Here is a 20,084-nt window from a genome sequence, read left to right as displayed (position 1 = left end):
GCGACACGCCTGGTGGCGGGGGGTGGTGGGGAGATGGCCATGGCCTTACCGAAAAACGACGCTTCACCGGCCCGCTCCTGGTCCCTGCGGGCTTGGACGCCGACGGCACGAAAACGGGCGCCCGCCCGGCGCGTGCCGGTGGGCGCCCGTGGTGAGCCGCATGGAGCCGGCCCGGCCCCGGCGGCCGGGTCACATGGCGGCGGCCTCCTCCTGGTGGTGGGGGCGCAGGCCGTGCCGCAGAATGCCCTCATCCAGCCAGCGGTCCAGGTACGTCCAGGTGGTGGTGCGCGCCTGGCCGCCGGTCAGCACCCCCAGATGGTCGCCGGAGGCGATCTCAAAGCGCACCCGCGGCGAGGAGACCATCGACAAAGTCAGATCGCGGACCGCCCTGGGCGGCGCGATCCGGTCGCCGTCACCGGCGATGGCCAGCACCGGGACGCCGATCCGCGCCAGGCTCACCTCGCGGCCGCCGATCGACAGCTCCTCCTCCCCGGCCAGCGCCGCGCCGAGGTAGGCCGCGTACGATTCGGTGAGCCCGCGGCCGGGGTGGGCGCGCAGTGCGGCGGCGAAGCGGTCGAGCGCCTCGCGCTGGGCCAGGTGGTCGCGGTCGTCGATGCGCGCCAGGACGTGGTAGGCGCGCAGCAGCCCATGGCCCGCCGCGATGATCTGGTCCACCGTGCCCGGCAGCCCGGCGCCGGTGGCGGGGGCGATCGCGGCGACCGAGGCGATCGGCAGCGAGGGGTCGGCGGCGGCGGTCAGCAGCGCCAGCGTGCCGCCCAGACTCCAGCCGACCAGCTGCACCGGCTGCCCGCCCGCATCGCTGCTCACCCGGCGGATCACCGACGGCAGGATCTCCCCGGCCCACTGGGCCGCTCCGGCCCGCGGGTCCGCCGGCCCGGCCGGCCCCTCCAGCAGGTAGGTCAGCCGCCCGGCGTCGACGACATGCTCGACCAGGCTGCCGCCTCGGCGCAGGTCATAGCAGCGTGCGGGGACGCCCGGCGACGGCACCAGCAGCACCGGCGGCCCGGCCGGGACCAGCCACTCGGGAAACCGGTAGCGCAGCACCGCGCGCCCGCTCCCCTCTCCGAGCCGGTCCGCCGGCATCGGGCTCAGATCGGCGAGCTGGCCGTTGAGCAGCATGGAAGCGACGTTCACCGCAGCCGAGCGCAGGCTTCTGGGCGAAAGGATCATTTCGCGATGATCAACTCCATTCGTGTGACATAACGGAATGTTTCCCCCAGTTATAGATACATGTATACGAGAGGTCACATATCACGCCCCAATGAAGGGCGTGTAAAACAGACCGAGTCGCCGTCAATGCTCGCGCCGGAAAGCGCCCGTCACACATAATGACCGCTACAGGCGGTAGCAACCGCGCTACCTGAAAGGGCACCGGATGGCGCGATGACGTCGCTGAATCCGCAGGAAGCCAAGCTCACCCCGCACGGCGGGCACCGCAGGCGCCTCCTTGCGCCCAAAGACCGCGCCGGCCGGCGCGCCGCGGTGCGGGCCGCCCTGGCGCCGCTGCTGCAGGCGCGCCGCCCCGCGTTCACCGACGAGGACGTCCGCCTCCTGGAGTGGGCCTACGACGTGGCCGAGCGCATGCACCGGGGCCAGCTGCGCAAGTCGGGCGCCCCCTACATCACCCACCCGCTGGCCGTGGCGATGATCCTGGCCGGAATGGGGCTGGACACCACCACCCTGGTGGCCGCCCTGCTGCACGACACCGTCGAGGACACCCCCTACACGCTGGGCGAGCTGCGCGCCGACTTCGGCGAGGAGGTCGCCGTGCTGGTCGATGGGGTGACCAAGCTGGACGGCGAGCGCTGGGGCGACCGGCGGGAGGCCGAGACCTTCCGCAAGATCGTGCTGGCCGCGGCGGCGGACCTGCGGGTGCTGGTGATCAAGCTGGCCGACCGCCTGCACAACCTGCGCACGCTGGGCTTCCAGCCGCCGCACAAACGGGCCCGCTACGCCACCGCGTCCCTGGAACTGCTGGTCCCCTTCGCCGAGCGGCTGGGCATCCACGTCCTCAAACGGGAGATGGACGACCTGGCCTTCGCCCACCGCGACCCGGATGCGCACGCCGCCACCGCCGCCGCGATGGCCCGGGCGCTGGCCGGGGCCGAGCAGGTGTTCGGCCCGGCGACGGAGCGGCTGCGCCGCTCCCTGGCCGGGCACGGGCTGTCGGCGCGGGTGTCGGTGCGCCCGCGGCACCTGTACGCGGTCCACCAGGACTTCGGCGAACGGGTGGTGGGGCTGCGGCCGTGCGAGGCGGCCCGGGTGCTGGTCGTGGTGGACGGCGACGAGCAGGACTGCTACATCGCGCTGGGGGCGGTGCACGCCGCGCTGCGCCCGTGCCCGGGCCGGGTCAGGGACTACATCGCGCTGCCGAAGTTCAACATGTACCAGGCCCTGCACACCCGGGTGATCGGCCCGGAGGGGGACCCGCTGGAGGTGATCATCCAGAGCCGGGCCATGCACCCGGTCGCCGAGTACGGGATCGTGGCGCACATCCGCGACGCCGGGACGGCCACCGCCGACGCCGTCTCCGGCCGCCGCGACCTGGTGTGGCTGAGCCGGCTGCTGGCCTGGCAGTCCGACGCCCTCTCGGCGGACTTCCTGGACGGGCTGCGCACCGACCTGGCCGGCGACTCCATGCCGGTCTTCACCCCGCGCGGGGAGATCGTGCTGCTGCCGGCCTCGGCCACCGCGCTGGACTTCGCCTACGCGCTGGGCTCGGAGACCGGCAACCACAGCATCGGCGCCCTGATCAACGGGCGGCTGGCGCCGCTGTCGGCCGAGCTGCGCAGCGGCTATGTGGTGGAGATCCTCACCGACCCGGAAGGCTGCCCGTCGGCCGACTGGCTCCAGATCGCCGCCACCGCGCCCGCCCGCGTCCACATCCAGCGCTGGCTGGCCCACCGGCAGGCCGAGGAGGTCTCCGCCCAGGGCCGCCGCCGCCTGGTGCAGGCCCTGGCCGACCGGCAGGTCGACCTGCTGGCGGCCGAGGCCCACGGCGAGTCGCTGGCCATCGCCCGCGACCTTGGGTATGCGGAGGTCGACCAGATGTACGCCGCCCTGGCCTCCGGTTCGCTCTCCCTGGAGGAGCTGGTCACCCGCTTCGCCGGCGCCTGAGGCGCGCGGCGCCCCGCGGTCACCGGCCCGGGTCGAGCCCCGGCGGCCCCGGCCAGCGGGCCGCCAGGGACGCGGTGACGGCCAGCACCGCGATCACCACGATCCCCGCCGTCAGGTGGATGGCCGCGGTGGCGAGCCTGGCCTGCGGGTCGGCCCGCACGACCAGCGGCAGCAGCGCGGCGACCCCGGTCCCCGCCCCGCAGATCCACACCAGGGCGCGCACCGGCCGGGCCGAGACCGTCATCAGCACCTGCAGCAGCCCGGTGGCCTGCAAGGTCAGCGCCACCGCGCACAGGGCGTAGACGAGCCCCACCACCGCACCATCGGCCTGCGGGCTCACGGGGGCGGGCACGGCCACCTCCAGCAGGCCCCGCGCCACCAGCCCGCCGAGCACCGTCACCATGGCCGCGCATACGGCGGCGACCGCGCCTCCCGCCCACAGCCGCCCGAGCCTGATCTCCGGGCCGGCCGCCAGCGCGCTGTGCAGCGCGGCGAACCCCCGGTAGCGTTCGGCGACCGGCTCCGGACGCGGCCGGGCCACCGTCGCCGGGCAGCGGTAGGAGCCGATCAGCGGCGGACGCGACCGCCCAAGGGGGTGGGCGCGCGGTCCCGGACCGCCGCCTGGATGCGACCCGAAAGGCACCTTGGGCATGCCGTCCCCCAAACAGCCACGTGATGCACCAAACGGCACATTCCGTCCCTGCACTCGTTGCCGCCGCGAAGACCCTCAAGACCAAGGACGGCCCAGGCGTAGGCAATGAACCTTTTTCAACACGTGGTCCCGGGCATCGGAGACGGGAGCCGGGGCGGCATCCGAGGCCATGGCATTGCAGGTCACGGCATCGCCCCCGGCCCCGCCTGCGGGAAGGTCGTGTTGAAAGGTTCAACGAACGAGTTGCCCGGACCTGCTTTCCCTGCCCGTTCCGCGTGTGCGGCGGCGCAGCCGCGATCCCGCTGCGCGAGCCGGCCGGTCAAAGGCCGGGAAGGGGATCGGCCGGTGAAGACGCCCGGCGTGGCAGGCTCTTGGGTGACCGGCGGCGAAGGGGCGGGGAAGTGAAGCTTGCACCGGGCGACCTGGTCGCGATCGTGGCGCCGAGCGGCCCCGTGGGGGCGGCGGCGCTGCGCCGCGGGGTGGCGATCCTCAAAGGCTGGGGACTGCGCGTGCGGGTGGCCCCGCACGTGGCGGCGGTCTCGGGGTATCTGGCCGGTCCGGACGCCGCGCGCGCCGCGGACTTCACCGAGGCGTGGACCGACCCGCGGGTGCGGGGCGTCCTGTGCGCCCGCGGCGGCTACGGCGCCCAGCGCATGCTCGACCTGATCGACTGGGAGCGCCTGCGGCAGGCGGGCCCGAAGGTCTTCGTGGGCTCCAGCGACATCACCGCCCTGCACGCGGCCCTGGCGCACCACCTGGGGCAGGTGACCTACTTCGGCCCGATGCCGGCCGGGACGGCTCTCAGCCGGGACCGGCTGACCGCCGACACCCTGCACCGGGCGCTCTTCACCGGGCTGGACGCGCTGCGCGCGCCGGCGGGCGAGGCCCTGGTCCCCGGCACCGCGCGCGGCGTGCTGCACGGCGGGACGATCACGCTGCTGGCCACCAGCCTGGGCGCGCCGGAGGGCGCTCCCCCCGCCGGGGACCGCATCGTCTTCCTGGAGGACGTCACCGAGGCCCCCTACCGGCTCGACCGCTCCCTCACCCAGCTGCTGCGCGCCGGCTGGTTCGAGGGCGTGACCGGCATCGTGCTGGGCTCGTTCGTCGACTGCGGCCCCGAAGAGGAGCTGCGCGCGATGCTGACGGACCGCCTCGGCCCGCTGGGCGTGCCGATCCTGTGGGGCTTTCCCGCAGGCCACGGCCCCACCCAGCTGACGCTGCCGTTCGGCGTGCGAGCCGAGCTGTCCACCGCCACGGCGACTTTGCGCTTCTTCGGCTGAAGCCCAGGTCGCCGGCGCGCCTTCCCCCGGCCCGCTCCCGCCAGGGGCCGCGCGGATTCGAGACCGGGACCGTGCAGATCACGGTTCTCCTGTTGTGTAACTCCGCCGATCGTTCAACAAGAAGCTCATTTCGGCAGTGCCAGAACCTGTCCGGCTTCGATGGCCTCCCTGAGGCTTTCGGTGAACTGCTTGGAGACGCCATCGGCGTGCGCGGCGAGTTCGGCGACGGATTCTTCGTCACTGGTCGCCGCCAGCAGGTCCATGTACTTGTGGTTGTCCCCCAGCATCTTCTGCGCGGTGTAGACGGATTCGACCTCAGCGACGCGTGCGGCATAGCCCTCAAGCTCCTCGACCTGCTTGAGGACTGCGGCCTCCGATTGTCTCAACGCCTCCCGCTGCGGCGCGGTGACCGCCTCCAGCTCCGCCGACCGCGCCTGTTTCCAGGCCGCCTCCTGCTCTGCGCGAAGCAGCGTCTGCCGGTGCAGGAGCCGGGCGATTTCCCAGAGCCGTTGGGGAAGCACCACGTCATTGCCGATCCGGTCAAGCAGCCCGTCGCGATGCACCGCCGAGCCGAGCACCCGGTCCACGGCGGCGGCCGCCCGTGTCAGCAGCTCGCATGCGGGCCCGTCCAGGTCGTCCGCGGTCAGATACCTGCCGTGGTATTTCTGCTGCGCCCTCTCTTTGCCGACGCCCCGCCAGGGTGTGACGGCCCCCCACAATGCCCCCGCCACCCCGGCGACGACGAACACCCATTGAAACCGATCCGCCCACTCGTCGACGACCTCGAAAACATCTTCGGAGGGCGTGCTTACGAGAGCCCCGCCCACGGCCATGCACACATAGACCAGTACGGGGGCGGCGAGCGCCCCGGCCAGACCTCTGAGGAGGGATCCCAGCAAAGGGACGACCCAATACACCTTTTTCGGAGGGGGATCTGATGCGAGGATCAGAGATCCTTCTTGCGAGCATTCACGCAAGGCCCGGCGAGCCCACTGCGGAACCGACGGCGCGAACAGCACACCTGATTCGAACTGCTTAGTGGCCATGCTGCTGACGCTCCTCATCTCCTATGGCACGCCCAGGCATATAAAACTCCGCCGCTGACTGTCACCACCACCGAAATGACTTCACGCGCGATCCCGCGCGACGGTCAGAGCCTCGTCATATTCGGCGACCCACTGGGCGGCCCGCTGCTCCGGGGACATGCCGGCCAGGCCGGTGGCGATCATGTCGGCGGCCTGGCGGTACTGGCGGGCCTCCAGGTGGGCCAGGCCGATCTGCACGTGGAAGAACGGCTCGTTGTACCAGTAGACCGACGGCGGGGGCTCCGCGGTGCGGGCCGCCAGCTCGGCGGCCCGGTCGAGGTGGCGGCGCATCTGCTCCAGGTCGCCGAGCGCGGCGTGGCCCTGGGCGAGCTGGATGCAGTCGTAGGCGCGCTGAGCGGGGTGGGAGCCGGGAGTCTCCAGGGCGGCGGCGGTCCAGCGGACCACGGCGCGGGGCCGGCCGCGGAGGCGCTCCAGGTAGCCGCGGAAGCTGACGGCGGTGGCGGCCAGGGTGCCGTCGGAGCCCTCGTCGGCCAGTTCCTCGGCGCGCCGGAACAGGAGCTTGGCCGTCTCGTCCCGTCCCGTGGCCAGGTGCAGCCAGCCGGCGAAAGTGGCCCATTCGGAGACCACCTCGGCCAGGGCGGCGCGGTGCGCCGAGGGGGCCTCCCGCAGCATCTGCGCGAGCAGGGGGAGCTGTGCGGTGGCCGGGGCGACCAGTGCCGCCGGGCCGATGCGGTCCTCCAGGCGGCGCTGGCCGGCCAGCATGGTGGACAAGGCCGCGATGGCGTGGGCGTCAAGGCGGGCCGGCCGCCGGGCGGCATGGGCGAGCCGCTCCCCCGCCTCCGGGTCGGCGCCGGGGACGAAGGGGCGGGCCGCGTCCGGTGCCGTCCGGTCGCCGGGCGCGGCCGCGAAGACGCCGAGCGAGTCCACAAGGCCGGAGGCGGGTTCGGCGGCGGAGGGGGCGTCCTGCGGCGCGGGCGGCTCGGTGGCAGGAGCGTGGGCCCGCGGGGCCAGCCCGAGGGCGAGCCGGGCGGAGTCGGGCATGCCCAGCCCGTCGGCGATGCGTTCGAACACCTCCAGGGTGTGGATCCGGCGCCCGCCGGCCTTCATGGTCTCGCTGACCCGCCCCTGGGTCATGCCGCAGGCGATGGCGATCTGGGTCTGGCTGGCCCCGGCGTACTGGCGCAGCAGATGGAACAGGCGGCCCATGTCCCGTTCCCGCAGCGCCCGGATGGTCTCCGGGTGTTCCCACAGGGCGTCGGGGACCACCAGTGGATCTTGGGCGCGTCCCGGCATGGCCCCTCCGGCGCTTCACCCGGCGGTCTTCGGCCGTCCCCGGAGGTCGGATATCCCACGGTGAGATATCACCATGTAATTGGCTGAAGCCGCCCTCTTAGCTGATCTTGGTCAATATGGCACGGAGTCGGGCGAATAGGAACCCCTTTTCAATGACAAAACAGGCCGAACCAGGCGGCCGGACCCGTGGCCCGTCCGGTTTCCCCGGCCGGCCACGGCCTGCCGCAAAGCTCACCGGCGGCCTGATGAGCTGCGGGAACGGCCCGGGCCCGCTCGGCCGGCCACCTGCGCAGGCCCGCCTCCGCGTCCGGTTGCGGACGATGTGATGAGCGACGCCCACGAGGCCGAGGCACGCGCGATGCGGGTGCTGTCGGCATTGCTCCGGGAGGCCGTCCGCGTCGCATGGCCCGAGGTGCGGCCCGCCCTGCGGGACGCGATCCCGCGCCTGGAGGTGGCCGGGCCCGGCGGCTCCGTGGTGGACGTACGAGTGGACGAGGACGGGGAGCGGCTGGTGTTCCGGCCGTCATTGCGGCGGCACTCCGCCGACGACATACCAGGGGCCGTGGCGGTGCTGCTGGCGCTGGCCCGCCAGCGCGGGAACGCGGCCGCTCCCCCGTCCGGACACGGAGATGGAACCGGTGGGCAAGGCGCCGGCGTCCCGCTGTGAGGCGGCGCTGTGCCGGCAGTTCCCGGGCCGGCGGATCCGTGAGGTGACCGGGCAGTGGGTCACCGCCCGCCAAGGCGCGCCGGTGGCGGTGCGGTCCACGGTGTTCGAACCGCGCGAAGCGATCCGGCCGGCCGGCCCGGCGGCCCCGCCGGATGCGGCGCGGCGGGACGGCCGGTGAGCGGCGGCGGGCCGCGCAGACCCCTCTTGGGACCGTCCCGGGCCCCGGCGACCCCGGGGAAGAGCAGGGCCGCCTCGGTCTCGTTTACTGCCATGGCCGGTTGAGGTTGTATGGTCTCTTGCAGCCGAGGGGCTGTGGCGCAGTTGGCAGCGCGGCGAGCTTACACCTCGTAGGTCGTCGGTTCGAATCCGGCCAGCCCCACCCTTCCCCGCCCTCCTCGGGTCGCCCGCCGGGCACGGCCCGAGGAGGGCGGGCCGTGAGCGGCCGGGCCTTCGCGCGGCGTGGGAATGTCACCCCCGGCTGTTACCGTCATCTCCCTGCAGGCCCCTCCCAGCCCTTTCGTCCGTGATGCGCGCCGTACTCATGCGCGTCATTTTTGGCCTATATCGGCCGTCCGGATCGGCTGGGAAACCGCCTGTTGCGACCGCACCGGCGAACAGAGACCAGGCACACTACTCCACGTCGCTCAGACAGAAGCGGACGAAATCCATAAAAACCATCCTCACCAGGGACGGAGACACAATGGGCCCGGCCACGAGAACGGACGCGCACATCGCCGACACCCACGACCTGATCCGCGTGCAGGGCGCGCGTGAGAACAACCTCAAGAACATCAGCGTGGAGATCCCCAAACGCCGGCTGACGGTCTTCACCGGAGTCTCCGGGTCGGGCAAGAGCTCGCTGGTGTTCGGCACCATCGCGGCGGAGTCGCAGCGGCTGATCAACGAGACCTACAGCGCGTTCGTGCAGGGCTTCATGCCGTCGCTGTCCCGGCCGGACGTGGACGTGCTGGAGGGGCTGACCACGGCGATCGTGATCGACCAGGAGCGGCTGGGGGCCAATCCCCGCTCCACGGTCGGCACCGTCACCGACGCCCATGCGATGCTGCGCATCCTGTTCAGCCGCCTGGGAGAGCCGCACATCGGGCCGCCCCAGGCGTTCTCGTTCAACGTCGCCTCGGTCCAGGCGTCCGGCGCGATCACCGTCGAACGCGGCGCCAAGGCGCAGAAGGCCGAGAAGGTGTCCTTCACCCGCACCGGCGGCATGTGCCCGCGCTGCGAGGGGATGGGCCAGATCAACGACTTCGACCTGTCCCAGTTGTATGACGACAGCAAATCCCTGCGCGAGGGCGCGATCACGGTCCCCGGCTACAGCATGTCGGGCTGGTACGGCCGTATCTTCCTGGGCTGCGGTTTCTTCGACCCCGACAAGCCGATCCGCAAGTTCACCGACCGGGAACTGCACGATCTGCTCTACAAGGAACCGACCAAGATCAAGATCGACGGCATCAACGTCACCTACGAGGGCCTGATCCCCAAAATCCGCAAATCGATGCTGTCGAAGGACCGGGAGGCGATGCAGCCGCACATCCGGGCCTTCGTGGACCGGGCCATCACCTTCATCACCTGCCCCGACTGCGACGGCACCCGGCTGAACGAGACCGCCCGGTCCTCCAAGATCAGGGGGATCAACATCGCCGACGCCTGCGCGATGGAGGTGCGGGACCTGGCCCGGTGGCTGCGCGAGCTGGACGAGCCGTCGGTGGCGCCGCTGCTGGCCAAGCTCACCCACACCCTGGACTCGTTCGTGGAGATCGGGCTGGGGTACCTGTCGCTGGACCGTCCCTCCGGCACGCTGTCGGGGGGCGAGGCCCAGCGGGTGAAGATGATCCGGCACCTGGGCTCCCCGCTGACCGATGTCACCTACGTCTTCGACGAGCCCACCATCGGGTTGCACCCCCATGACATCCAGCGGATGAACAAGCTGCTGCTGCAGCTGCGCGACAAGGGCAACACGGTGCTGGTCATCGAGCACAAGCCGGAGACGATCGCCATCGCCGACCACGTGGTCGACCTGGGCCCGGGCGCCGGCCACGACGGCGGCACCGTCTGCTTCGAAGGCAGCGTGGCGGAACTGCGGGCCAGCGGCACCCTCACCGGCCGCCACCTGGACGACCGGGCCTCGCTCAAGGACAAGGTCCGGGAGCCGAAGGGGTTCTTGGAGGTCCGCGGCGCCTCCACCCACAACCTCCAGAACGTGGACGTGGACATCCCGCTGGGGGTGCTGGTGGCCGTCACCGGGGTGGCCGGCTCGGGCAAAAGCTCCCTCATCCACGGCTCGGTGGCCTCCAGGGACGGGGTGGTGGTCGTGGACCAGTCCCCCATCAAGGGCTCGCGGCGCAGCAACCCGGCCACCTACACCGGGCTGCTGGACCCGATCCGCAAGGCCTTCGCCAAGGCCAACGGCGTCAAACCCGCCCTGTTCAGCGCCAACTCCGAGGGCGCCTGCCCGGCCTGCAACGGCGCCGGCGTCATCTACACCGACCTGGCGATGATGGCCGGCGTGGCCACCACCTGCGAAGAGTGCGAGGGCAAGCGTTTTCAGCCCGCGGTGCTGGACTACAAGCTGGGCGGCCGGGACATCAGCCAGGTGCTGGCGATGTCGGCGAGCGAGGCCGCGGAGTTCTTCGCCGGCGGGCCGGCCCGCACCCCCGCCGCCCACGCCATCCTCACCCGGCTCATCGACGTCGGGCTGGGCTACCTCACCCTCGGGCAGCCTTTGACCACCCTGTCGGGCGGGGAGCGGCAGCGTCTGAAGCTGGCCACCCACATGGGCACCGACGGCGGCATCTACGTGCTGGACGAGCCCACCACCGGCCTGCACCCGGCCGACGTGGCGCACCTGCTGGGCCTGCTGGACAAGCTGGTGGACACCGGCCGCTCCGTCATCGTCATCGAGCATCACCAGGCCGTCATGGCCCACGCCGACTGGATCATCGACCTGGGCCCCGGCGCCGGCCACGACGGCGGCCGGGTCGTCTTCCAGGGCACCCCCGCCGAGCTGGTCGCCGCCCGCAGCACCCTCACCGGCGAGCACCTGGCGGCCTACGTGGGCGCCTGAAACGCGCCTCCGCCCGGGCGCCGTGACCGGTGCCCGGGCGGAGGCGTCCGCTGGGAAAAGCGCGTGCGCGAGCGTGGAATCTCACCGCCGAACCTTTTTCACCACGCCGTCTCCGCAGGTGCCTTGCAGGGCCTCGCTGCCTGAGGCGAGGCCGTGACCTGCAAGTCGCGGCACCGGGACCATCGGGGCTCCCTTCCCCGGCGCCTTGGACCGCGTGTTGCCCAAGGTTCACTAGGTGTCGGAGCCGTCGGCGCGGCGCTGCTGGGCCAGGAAACGCTCGAACTGGGCGCCCAGCTCCTCGGCGGTGGGCATCTCGGCTTCCTCGGCCAGCAGGCTCTGGCGCCCGGTGGCGCCGGTGAAGGCGTCGTACTGCTGCTCCAGGGCGCGGACGACCTTTTCGACCTCGTCGTTGCCGGCGACCTGTTCGGCGATCTCGGTCTCGGTGCGGACGGACGCCTCCCGCAGCGCGTCCGAGGGCAGCACCAGGCCGGTGCAGCCGATGACGGCGTCCAGCGCGGCCACGGCGGCGGTCGGGTAGGCGGCCTGGGCCAGGTAGTGGGGGACGTGCACGGCGTAGCCGATGACGTCGTGGCCGGCCTGCCCCAGGCGGTACTCCAGCAGGGCCGCGGCGCTGCCGGGAACCTGGACGCGGTCGAAGAAGGACACGCGGTTGACCAGCTCCGGACGTGTGGCGTGCATGGTCAGGCCCACCGGGCGGGTGTGCGGGACGCCCATCGGGATGCCGTGGAAGGTGACCGAGAGCCTGACGCCCAGGCGTTCCACCAGGGAGCGGACGGCGGCGGCGAAGGCCTCCCACTGCCGGTCCGGCTCGGGGCCGGTCAGGAACAGAAACGGGGTGCCGGCCTCGTCGCGGAGCAGGTGAACGACCAGCTCGGGGGCCTGGTAGTCCAGCCAGCGGTCGCGGTCGAAGGTCATCGGCGGGCGGCGGGCCCGGTAGTCGATCAGGGAGTCGGCGTCGAACCGGGCGATCACCCGGTGTTCCAGCGAGTTCAGCAGGTGCTCGCGCACGAGCTGACCGACCGATCCGGCGTCCACGAAGCCGTCCAGGCAGTACAGCATGACGGGACCGGTCATTTCCGGCAGGTCTCCGGAAAGCTCGTACAGGTCCTCAGGGTTGCGCACCATCTTCCCCAACTCGTCCGTTATCACTGGTCCCCAACATAGGACATCGCGACTTCGACCTTTGCTCAAAGGCGGCGCGCCGCGGTCGAGGCGGCTCGCCGCCCTTGTGCGCCATGCCTTTTCGGTCCGCCGTTTCCGCAGGTGACGCATAGGGCGCGGAAGGGTGAAAGCGGCGTTGTCTCCCAAGGCGGCATGACGGGCGCGCGCTGGGGACCGCAAGGTTCAGAAAACCCGCCATCGCCGCGGCGGCCCACTGCTCAAGACGCAGCCGCCGATCCGGCGCGCCTCGCGCAGCGGGCCGCCGCGGGAGCGGCTCACCGGGCCGGCCGCAAGAGCCGCGGCCCGGCCGGCCGTGGGGAAGAGCATGCGCCGCGTCGCCGGACACCGGGGCGGGCGGCCGCCGGGGTTCCCGGAAACCGCCCGCCCTCGGCGCCGGTGAGCCGCTGCGGCTATCCCGCCTGGGCGGCGGGCTCGGCGAAGACCCGGCTGGCCAGGAAGTCGTCGGGGTGCAGCGTCATCAGCTCCTGCCGCCCGACCAGCCCGCCCCGGGCGACCAGCCGGCCGGCGTGCCGCAGCCGGGCCCGTTCGATGGCGTTGCGCACCGAACGGGCGTTGGCGAAACGCGGCTGGGTCCGGCGCCGCCTCAGGTATTCGCGGAAGACCGGTTCGGCCTCGGGTGCCAGCGCGTATCCCTGGCGTTCCAGCATCAGGCGCCCGATGGCCTCCAGTTCTTCGGCGGTGTAGTCGGGGAAGTGGATGTGGTGGGCGATGCGGGAGCTCATCCCGGGGTTGGAGGCGAAGAAGGAGTCCATGCGGTCCTTGTAACCGGCCAGCACCACCACCAGGTCGTCGCGCCGGTTCTCCATCACCTGCAGCAGGATCTCGATGGCCTCCTGCCCGTAGTCGCGCTCGTTCTCGGCCCGGTACAGGTAGTAGGCCTCGTCGATGAACAGCACCCCGCCCATCGCCCGTTTGAGGACCTCCTTGGTCTTGGGCGCGGTGTGCCCGACGTACTGGCCGACCAGGTCGTCGCGGGTGACCGACACCAGGTGGCCCTTGCGGACGTAGCCGAGGCGGTGCAGCAGCTCGGCCATCCGCATCGCCACGGTGGTCTTGCCGGTGCCGGGGCCGCCGGTGAAGCACATGTGCAGGTTGGGCCGTCCGGAGTCGATGCCGAAGCGGGCGCGGGCCCGGTCCACCAGCAGCAGCGCGGCGATCTCCCGGATGCGGGTCTTGACCGGGGCCAGCCCCACCAGATCGCTGTCCAGGGCGTCCAGGATCTCGTTCACCTGCGCGCCGTCCTCGGCCAGGTCGATGCGCGCATCCGGCGGCAGCGGCTCGAAGGCCGGCTCGGCGGGCTGCGGCGGCTCGGCGGGGCCGCCGGCCGGTGGCCGCATCCCGAACTCCATGCGCTCTGTCATGCCCCCTCGTTCCTCGGTGCCCGTGGACGGTCTTCCGCCCGCCGCAACCGGTGCGCGGCGGGCGGAAGACCGCGGCCGTTCCCTCAGGAGTCGCCGTAGCGCTCGCCTTCGGGACGGTCGGTGGCGTAGGGATGCAGCGAGACCCGGACGCGGCGGTCGCTGGTCTCCTGCCGGTCGATGCGGAAGCCCGGCTCGGCCGGCGGGCGGTGGACGATGAACGACAGCGCGATGGTCTGCCGCCCGTAGCTGGCGTCGTAAGCGTTGAGCCGGATGTAGTGGTTGGGGTAGGCCTTGCGGCACTCGTTGATCTCCTGGAGCACCCCCGCCGGGTCCTTGAGGTCGAACATCGGCAGCCCCCACATCTCCCAGTAGGAGTTGCGCGGGTGGGGGTCGTCGGTGAACTCCACCGAGCACGGCCAGCCCCGCTCCAGGGCGTAGGAGATCTGCGCGGCGATCTCCTCGTCGGTCAGGTCGGGCAGGTAGGAGAAGGTGCCTTGGGTGATCCGCATCAGACGCTCACGGGGGTCTCGACGACGTCGGGGGTGTCGGTGGACTGATAGGTGAAGGTGACATCGCCCCAGGTGGACAGGGCGACGTCCAGCTCGCGGCTGTGCTTGGCGGCGGCGCGCAGGATGTCGGGGCCTTCCTTGAGGAAGTCGCGGCCCTCGTTGCGCGCCTTGATCATCGCCTCCAGGGCGACCCGGTTGGCGGTGGCGCCGGCCGCGATGCCCATGGGGTGGCCGATGGTGCCGCCGCCGAACTGCAAGATCACGTCCTCGCCCAGGTAGTGCAGCAGCTGGTGCATCTGGCCGGCGTGGATGCCGCCGGAGGCCACCGGCATGACGCCGGGCAGGGAGGCCCAGTCCTGGTCGAAGTACAGGCCCTTGACCGGGTCGGCGGGGACCTTGCCCAGCCGCAGGGTGTCGTAGTAGCCGGCCACGGAGTTGGGGTCGCCCTCCAGCTTGCCGACCACGGTGCCGGCGTGGATGTGGTCGACGCCGGCCAGGCGCATCCACTTGGCGATGACGCGGAAGCTGACCCCGTGGGTCTTTTGCCGGGTGTAGGTGGAGTGCCCGGCGCGGTGCAGGTGCAGCAGCACGCCGTTGCGGCGCGCCCACTTGGCCATGGACTGGATGGCGGTGTAGCCGATGGTCAGGTCGATCATGACGATGACGCTGCCGAGCTCCTTGGCGAACTCGGCGCGCTCGTACATGTCCTCCATGGTGGCGGCGGTGACGTTGAGGTAGTGGCCCTTGATCTCGCCGGTGGCGGCCTGGGCCTTGTTGACCGCCTCCATGCAGAACAGGAAGCGGTCGCGCCAGCGCATGAAGGGCTGGGAGTTGATGTTCTCGTCGTCCTTGGTGAAGTCCAGCCCGCCGCGCAGCGCCTCATAGACCACCCGGCCGTAGTTGCGGGCCGACAGGCCCAGCTTGGGCTTGACGGTGGCGCCCAGCAGGGGACGGCCGTATTTGCCCAGGTACTCGCGCTCCATGACGATGCCGTGCGGCGGGCCCTGGAAGGTCTTGACGTAGTGCGGGGGGATGCGCATGTCCTCCAGCCGCAGCGCCTTGAGGGCCTTGAAGCCGAAGACGTTGCCGATGATGGAGGAGGTGAGGTTGGCGATCGAGCCTTCCTCAAAAAGGTCCAGGTCGTAGGCGATGTAGGCGATGAACTGCCCTTCCTGGCCCGGCACCGGTTCGACCCGGTAGCACTTGGCCTGGTAGTTCTCGTAGCTGGTGAGCCGGTCGGTCCACACCACGGTCCAGGTGGCGGTGGAGGACTCCCCCGCCACGGCGGCGCCCGCCTCCTCCGGCGGCACCCCCGGCTGGGGCGTGATCCGGAACGCCGCCAGGATGTCGCTGTCCTTGGGCTGGTAGTCCGGTCGCCAATAGCCCATTTCCGCGTACGGGATCACCCCCGCCGACCAGCGGCCGCCCGTACCTGCGTTGCCTGACATCACGTGCTCCCGTGCCGTACCGAATGCGGACGGCACCAAGAGTGCGGCAATGATAGTTTGCCTGTCCATCAAGTGTTCTGCGATCACTATTAAGTGAACGCTCAACTATTGAAAGGACGGGATGACCGAGTCACGTCTGCGGACCTTCGTGGCGCTGGCCGACACCGGCTCGGTGCGCGCCGCCGCCGAACGCCTGTACGTGACCGAGTCGGCGGTCTCGGCGGCGGTCTCCGCGCTGGCCCGGGACCTGGGGGTGGCGGTGGTCGAGCGGCAGGGCCGGGGGGTGCGGCTCACCCCGGCCGGCGAGGTGTACGCCTCGTATGCCCGCAAGGTGCTGGGGCTGCTGGAGCAGGGCCGGGCGGCGGCGCGCGGCGAGGCCGACCCCGGCCGCGGCTCGCTGCGGCTGGCGGCCGTGACCACCGCCGCCGACCAGATCCTGCCGCGCCTGCTGGCGGGCTTCCGCAAGCGCTGGCCGCAGGTGGAGCTGACCTTGGAGGTGGGGCCCAGCCGGGTGGTGTGGCAGCGCCTGGCCGACCACGAGGCCGACCTGGTGCTGGGCGGGCGGCCGCCGGCCGGCGTCCCCGCCACCGTGCTGGCCACCCGCCCCAACGAGCTGGTGGTGGTGACCGCGCCGGGGGTGCCCTTCGACCTGCACACCACCCCGTGGGTGATGCGGGAGCCGGGCTCGGGCACCCGCGCCACCGCCGAGGCCTACCTGGCCGAGCGGGAGGCCGACCCGCCGCAGCTGGTGCTGGGCTCCAACGGCGCGGTGATCGCCGGGGCGGCGGCCGGGCTGGGCGCGGCGCTGGTGTCGCGCGATGCGGTCGGCGCCGAGCTGAAGGCCGGACGGCTGGTGGTGATCGACGCCCCCGGCACTCCGCTGCACCGGCCCTGGCACGCGGTCTGCGGGGCGACGCCCACCGCCACCACCCGGCTGTTCATCGAGCACCTGCTGGAGGACCCGGCCTGGAGCCCGGCGCCGGGACGGCCCGCTGCGCGCACCGCCTGACGGCGGGCACGGGCCGGACTCCGCCGACGGTATTGGATGTGTTATCAATAGCTTTCGTGGATCGCCGTCTCAGGGACTCCACCGGGAACGAAAGAACCGGATTCGGCGCGGCGAGCCCGCTGCGGCGCCACCGCCGGGGTGGGACGGCGCCGAGGACTCACAGCGGTGCAGGGCCGGGTCCTCGCGGGCGGGGCCGCACCCCCCGCCGGATGAAAGCCGCCCAAGACGTCTGCAGGAGGACCCATGGCCGATGACCGCGCCTACGACATCGTCCTGTTCGGTGCCACCGGGTACACCGGCGGGCTGACCGCCGAGTACCTGGCCGAGCACGCCCCGCCGCACACCCGGTGGGCGCTGGCCGGGCGCAATCGGGCCAAGCTGGAGGCCGTCCGCGACCGCCTGGCGGCGATCTCCCCCGCCTGCGGCCAGCTGCCGCTGCTGCACGCCGACGCCGCCGACCCCGCCTCGCTGCGCAAGGTCGCCGAGTCCGCCCGCGTGGTCATCACCACCGTCGGCCCCTACCTGCGCTACGGCGAGCCGCTGGTGGCCGCCTGCGCCCGGGCCGGCACCGACTATGTGGACCTCACCGGCGAGCCGACGTTCGTGGACCTGATGTACGTCCGCCACCACGAGGAGGCGGTGCGCAGCGGGGCGCGGATCGTGCACGCCTGCGGGTTCGACTCCGTCCCCCACGACCTGGGCGTCTACTACACCGTCAAGCAGCTTCCCGAGGGCGCGCCGCTGCAGGTGGAGGGGTTCCTGCGGCTCGAGGCCGACTTCTCCGGCGGCACGCTGCACTCGTTCGTGGAGGTGCTGGCCGACCTGCCCGGCATGATGCGCGCCGAGCAGGCCCGCCGCCGCGTCGAGCCGCGCCCGGCGGGACGGCGGATCCGCATCTCCCGCCGTCCCGTCCCGCACACCCCCATCAAGGGCTGGGCGCTGCCGCTGCCGACGATCGACCCGCAGATCGTGGCCCGCTCGGCCGCCGCGCTGGACCGCTACGGCCCCGACTTCAGCTACGGCCACTACCTGGCGGTGCGGCGGGCGGCCACGGCGGCCGCGCTCACCGCGGGCGTGGGCGCGGCCACCGCGCTGGCCCAGCTGCCGCCCACCCGGTCGCTGCTGCTGCGGCTGCGCGGCTCCGGGGAGGGCCCCACGGCCGAGCAGATGGCCCGGCACTGGTTCCGCGTCACCTTCGCCGGACGGGTCACCGGCGGGGCGCACGCGGGGCGGGAGGTCGTCACCGAGGTCTCCGGCGGCGACCCCGGCTACGGGGAGACCGCCAAGATGCTGGCGGAGTCGGCGCTGTGCCTGGCGCACGACGACCTGCCGCCGACGCGCGGGCAGGTGACCACCGCCGTGGCCATGGGCGACGCCCTCATCGACCGGCTGACCAGGGCGGGGATCTCCTTCCGCGTGGTGCGCTCAAGCGCGGCGTAGCGGCACCAGGGCCTCCACGGTGGTGCCGCCGCCCGGACGGCTGGAGATGTGCACCCGCCCGCCCAGCAGCTCGGCGCGCTCGGACATGCCCCGCAGGCCGTAGGAGTCGGGGCGGCGGCCGGCGGCGAACACGTCCTGGATGGAAAAGCCGACGCCGTCGTCGGACACCCGCAGCCGCACCCGGTCGTCGTCGTGTTCCAGCAGCACGTGGACGACCGAGGCCTTGGCGTGCCGCAGGCAGTTGCCCACCGCCTCCTGGGCGATGCGGTACAGCGCCGTCTGGATGTGGTCGGGCAGCGCGTCCTCCAGCTCCCCGGAGACGGTGACGGTGACGTCCAGCGACGGCTGCCGGGAGCCGGCCTCGCGGGCCAGCGTGGCCAGCGCCGCCGTCAGCCCCAGGTCGTCCAGCACCGGGGGGCGCAGCCCGCCGATGGCCGCCCGGGTCTCGGCCGCCGCCAGGTCGCACAGCTCCCGCGCCAGCCCCAGCTGGGCCTGCGCCTCGGCGGTCGCGCCCTGGGCCAGCGCCTGCTCGCAGGCCGACAGGTGGAAGCCCAAGCTGGCCAGGCGCTGGGCGATGCCGTCGTGGATGTCGCGCACCAGGCGGGCCCGTTCGGCCTCCTGCACCTCCACGGCCCGTTCGGCGAACCGCTCGGCCGAGTGCTCGCGCTCTTGGGCGTTGCGCAGCCGGCGGCAGGAGTGCAGCACCGGGGCGAACAATGCGGCCAGCGCGGTGACCAGGTCCAGGTCCTCCTGCCGGCAGGGCCCGGCCGAGCGGACGTCGATCACCGCGATGGTGGCGCGCCGGTCGGCCAGCACCGGCAGCGCCGCGCCCCGCCCGTCGGCGTGCCGGCGCGGCCTGCCGTGCGCGGCGACCCAGCCGACGTCGCCCTCCCCGAGCGGGACGGGCTCGCGCCCGGGGCACTCCAGCGCCCGCTCCTCCTCGTCCAGCACGTACACGTCGCAAAAAGGCAGGTCGGCCGCTGAGCGCACCACCAGCCCGGCCAGCTCGACGGCCATGTCCGGCAGCACTCGGTCCGAGCAGGCCACGGTGACGATCCGCACCAGCAGGTCGCTGCCGCGCCCGGCCAGCAGCTCCAGCGGCGTCACCGCGGCCCCCTCCACCGGGCGCCCGCCGAGGGCCGTCCGGCCGCGCCGCCGCCCCGCCGGTGCACGGGTACGGCGGGCACCGCACGCAGGCGGGTGCCGCCCGGCCGCCGGGCAGGCGGCGTCTCAGGCGCCTTCGGGCCGGGCGCGCTCATCGGAACAGCCCTTCCCGCAGTGCCACGGCGATGGCTCCCGAGCGGTCGGTGACCTCCAGCTTGCGGTACAGCGCCCGCAGGTGGCTTTTGATCGTCTCCTCGCTGACCACCAACCGGGCCGCCATCGCCTTGTTGGACAGCCCGGCCACCAGCAGCGACAGCACCTCGCTCTCGCGCTGGGTGAGACCGCGGTGGGCGCCGGGCCAGAACTCGCCGCGGTTGAGCCGGGCCGCGCTGGCGGCCATCCGGCCCGCCAGCGTGGGGTCGACCACGGTCTCGCCCTGGGCGACCTCCTCCAGCCGCCGGACCAGTTCCAGCCCGTCGACACGCTTGAGCAGGTAGCCGCGGGCGCCCGCCCGCAGCGCCTCGAAAACGTACTGCTCATCGTCGTAGACCGACAAGAACACCACACGGGTGTCCGGTGAGCGGCCGGTCAGGTCGCGGCACAGATCCAGGCCGCTTTCCGCGCCGAGCCGCACATCCAGCAGCACCACGTCCGGCTGCAGCGCGGTGACCAGTCGGACGGCCTCCCGCGAGGTGCTCGCCTGGCCGATGACGCGCACCCGCCCGGAGAACCCGGCCAGCATCGCCTGCAGACCGGCGAGGATCATCTCGTGGTCGTCGACAAGGACTACTCGCACAGGGGGGACCATTCGAGCAACATAACAATTATGAATTACCGGTCAGTAGGCCCCCGCCC

Annotated in this window: 17 protein-coding genes and 1 tRNA gene; 8 read left to right on the top strand and 10 right to left on the bottom strand. The window is 72.4% G+C overall.

Going from position 1 to position 20,084, the window contains the following annotated elements:
* Positions 1-189: 189 nt before the first annotated feature.
* Positions 190-1,155, bottom strand: a complete 966-nt coding sequence (locus TCUR_RS08225) for a serine aminopeptidase domain-containing protein (protein ID WP_245537009.1) — start codon at positions 1,153-1,155, stop codon at positions 190-192.
* Positions 1,156-1,404: 249 nt separating this feature from the next.
* Here TCUR_RS08225 and TCUR_RS08220 point away from each other — a divergent pair, with 249 nt between their 5' ends.
* Positions 1,405-3,138, top strand: coding sequence for a RelA/SpoT family protein (locus tag TCUR_RS08220; protein WP_012852026.1), 1,734 nt, complete (start codon positions 1,405-1,407; stop codon positions 3,136-3,138).
* Positions 3,139-3,157: 19 nt separating this feature from the next.
* Here TCUR_RS08220 and TCUR_RS08215 read toward each other — a convergent pair whose 3' ends face one another.
* Positions 3,158-3,790 carry a DUF6069 family protein gene (locus tag TCUR_RS08215; RefSeq protein ID WP_012852025.1) on the bottom strand — a complete coding sequence of 211 codons (633 nt, stop codon included), beginning with the start codon at positions 3,788-3,790 and terminating at the stop codon, positions 3,158-3,160.
* Positions 3,791-4,191: 401 nt separating this feature from the next.
* On the opposite strand from TCUR_RS08215, the gene TCUR_RS08210 reads away from it, so the two are divergent.
* Positions 4,192-5,070 carry a S66 peptidase family protein gene (locus TCUR_RS08210; protein WP_012852024.1) on the top strand — a complete coding sequence of 293 codons (879 nt, stop codon included), beginning with the start codon at positions 4,192-4,194 and terminating at the stop codon, positions 5,068-5,070.
* 125 nt (positions 5,071-5,195) lie between these two features.
* On the opposite strand, the gene TCUR_RS24815 is transcribed toward TCUR_RS08210, so the two are convergent.
* Positions 5,196-6,116 carry a hypothetical protein gene (locus TCUR_RS24815; RefSeq protein ID WP_012852023.1) on the bottom strand — a complete coding sequence of 307 codons (921 nt, stop codon included), beginning with the start codon at positions 6,114-6,116 and terminating at the stop codon, positions 5,196-5,198.
* A gap of 81 nt (positions 6,117-6,197) precedes the next feature.
* Complete coding sequence (locus TCUR_RS27485; protein ID WP_012852022.1) at positions 6,198-7,409, bottom strand: NsdA family TPR-like regulatory protein; 1,212 nt, start codon at positions 7,407-7,409, stop codon at positions 6,198-6,200.
* Positions 7,410-7,734: 325 nt separating this feature from the next.
* On the opposite strand from TCUR_RS27485, the gene TCUR_RS08195 reads away from it, so the two are divergent.
* From TCUR_RS08195 to TCUR_RS08180, 4 genes are all read left to right on the top strand, one after another.
* Entirely contained in the window at positions 7,735-8,076 is a 342-nt protein-coding gene (locus TCUR_RS08195) for a hypothetical protein (RefSeq protein WP_012852021.1), read from the top strand.
* A complete protein-coding gene (locus TCUR_RS08190; RefSeq protein WP_041439421.1) occupies positions 8,048-8,254 on the top strand; it encodes a hypothetical protein in 207 nt (68 codons plus the stop codon). The genes TCUR_RS08195 and TCUR_RS08190 overlap by 29 nt, the downstream gene beginning before the upstream one ends.
* Before the next feature lie 128 nt (positions 8,255-8,382).
* Positions 8,383-8,455 (top strand) — tRNA-Val (locus TCUR_RS08185).
* A 321-nt stretch (positions 8,456-8,776) separates the two neighbouring features.
* Positions 8,777-11,155, top strand: coding sequence for an ATP-binding cassette domain-containing protein (locus tag TCUR_RS08180; RefSeq protein ID WP_012852019.1), 2,379 nt, complete (start codon positions 8,777-8,779; stop codon positions 11,153-11,155).
* Between the two features lie 231 nt (positions 11,156-11,386).
* On the opposite strand, the gene TCUR_RS08175 is transcribed toward TCUR_RS08180, so the two are convergent.
* From TCUR_RS08175 to TCUR_RS08160, 4 genes are all read right to left on the bottom strand, one after another.
* Positions 11,387-12,298: a PAC2 family protein gene (locus tag TCUR_RS08175; RefSeq protein ID WP_217265505.1), complete on the bottom strand. Its 912-nt coding sequence runs from the start codon at positions 12,296-12,298 to the stop codon at positions 11,387-11,389.
* A gap of 449 nt (positions 12,299-12,747) precedes the next feature.
* Positions 12,748-13,719 (bottom strand): CbbX protein, encoded by a 972-nt coding sequence (cbbX, locus tag TCUR_RS08170; RefSeq protein ID WP_012852017.1) that lies wholly within the window; start codon positions 13,717-13,719, stop codon positions 12,748-12,750.
* A gap of 83 nt (positions 13,720-13,802) precedes the next feature.
* Positions 13,803-14,228 (bottom strand): ribulose bisphosphate carboxylase small subunit, encoded by a 426-nt coding sequence (locus TCUR_RS08165; protein WP_012852016.1) that lies wholly within the window; start codon positions 14,226-14,228, stop codon positions 13,803-13,805.
* Positions 14,228-15,676, bottom strand: coding sequence for a form I ribulose bisphosphate carboxylase large subunit (locus tag TCUR_RS08160; RefSeq protein WP_012852015.1), 1,449 nt, complete (start codon positions 15,674-15,676; stop codon positions 14,228-14,230). Before TCUR_RS08160 ends, TCUR_RS08165 begins: the two co-directional genes overlap by 1 nt.
* A gap of 121 nt (positions 15,677-15,797) precedes the next feature.
* On the opposite strand from TCUR_RS08160, the gene TCUR_RS08155 reads away from it, so the two are divergent.
* On the top strand, positions 15,798-16,685 hold the full coding sequence (locus TCUR_RS08155; protein ID WP_012852014.1) for a LysR substrate-binding domain-containing protein: 888 nt from the start codon (positions 15,798-15,800) through the stop codon (positions 16,683-16,685).
* A 243-nt stretch (positions 16,686-16,928) separates the two neighbouring features.
* Positions 16,929-18,125 (top strand): saccharopine dehydrogenase family protein, encoded by a 1,197-nt coding sequence (locus tag TCUR_RS08150; protein WP_012852013.1) that lies wholly within the window; start codon positions 16,929-16,931, stop codon positions 18,123-18,125.
* On the opposite strand, the gene TCUR_RS08145 is transcribed toward TCUR_RS08150, so the two are convergent.
* Together TCUR_RS08145 and TCUR_RS08140 are read right to left on the bottom strand one after the other, a co-directional pair.
* Entirely contained in the window at positions 18,111-19,232 is a 1,122-nt protein-coding gene (locus TCUR_RS08145) for a GAF domain-containing sensor histidine kinase (RefSeq protein WP_012852012.1), read from the bottom strand. The two genes, TCUR_RS08150 and TCUR_RS08145, sit on opposite strands and share 15 nt — an antisense overlap.
* Positions 19,233-19,380: 148 nt before the next feature.
* The gene (locus TCUR_RS08140; RefSeq protein ID WP_041439420.1) at positions 19,381-20,025 is read right to left on the bottom strand and encodes a response regulator; all 645 of its coding nucleotides are present in this window, start codon (positions 20,023-20,025) and stop codon (positions 19,381-19,383) included.
* Positions 20,026-20,084: the final 59 nt, after the last annotated feature.

This window comes from Thermomonospora curvata DSM 43183, from assembly GCF_000024385.1.
In the GTDB taxonomy this organism is placed as follows: Bacteria; Actinomycetota; Actinomycetes; order Streptosporangiales; family Streptosporangiaceae; genus Thermomonospora; species Thermomonospora curvata.
Note: the sequence above shows the minus strand (reverse complement) of the source record. Positions and strands in the feature narration are given on the sequence as shown.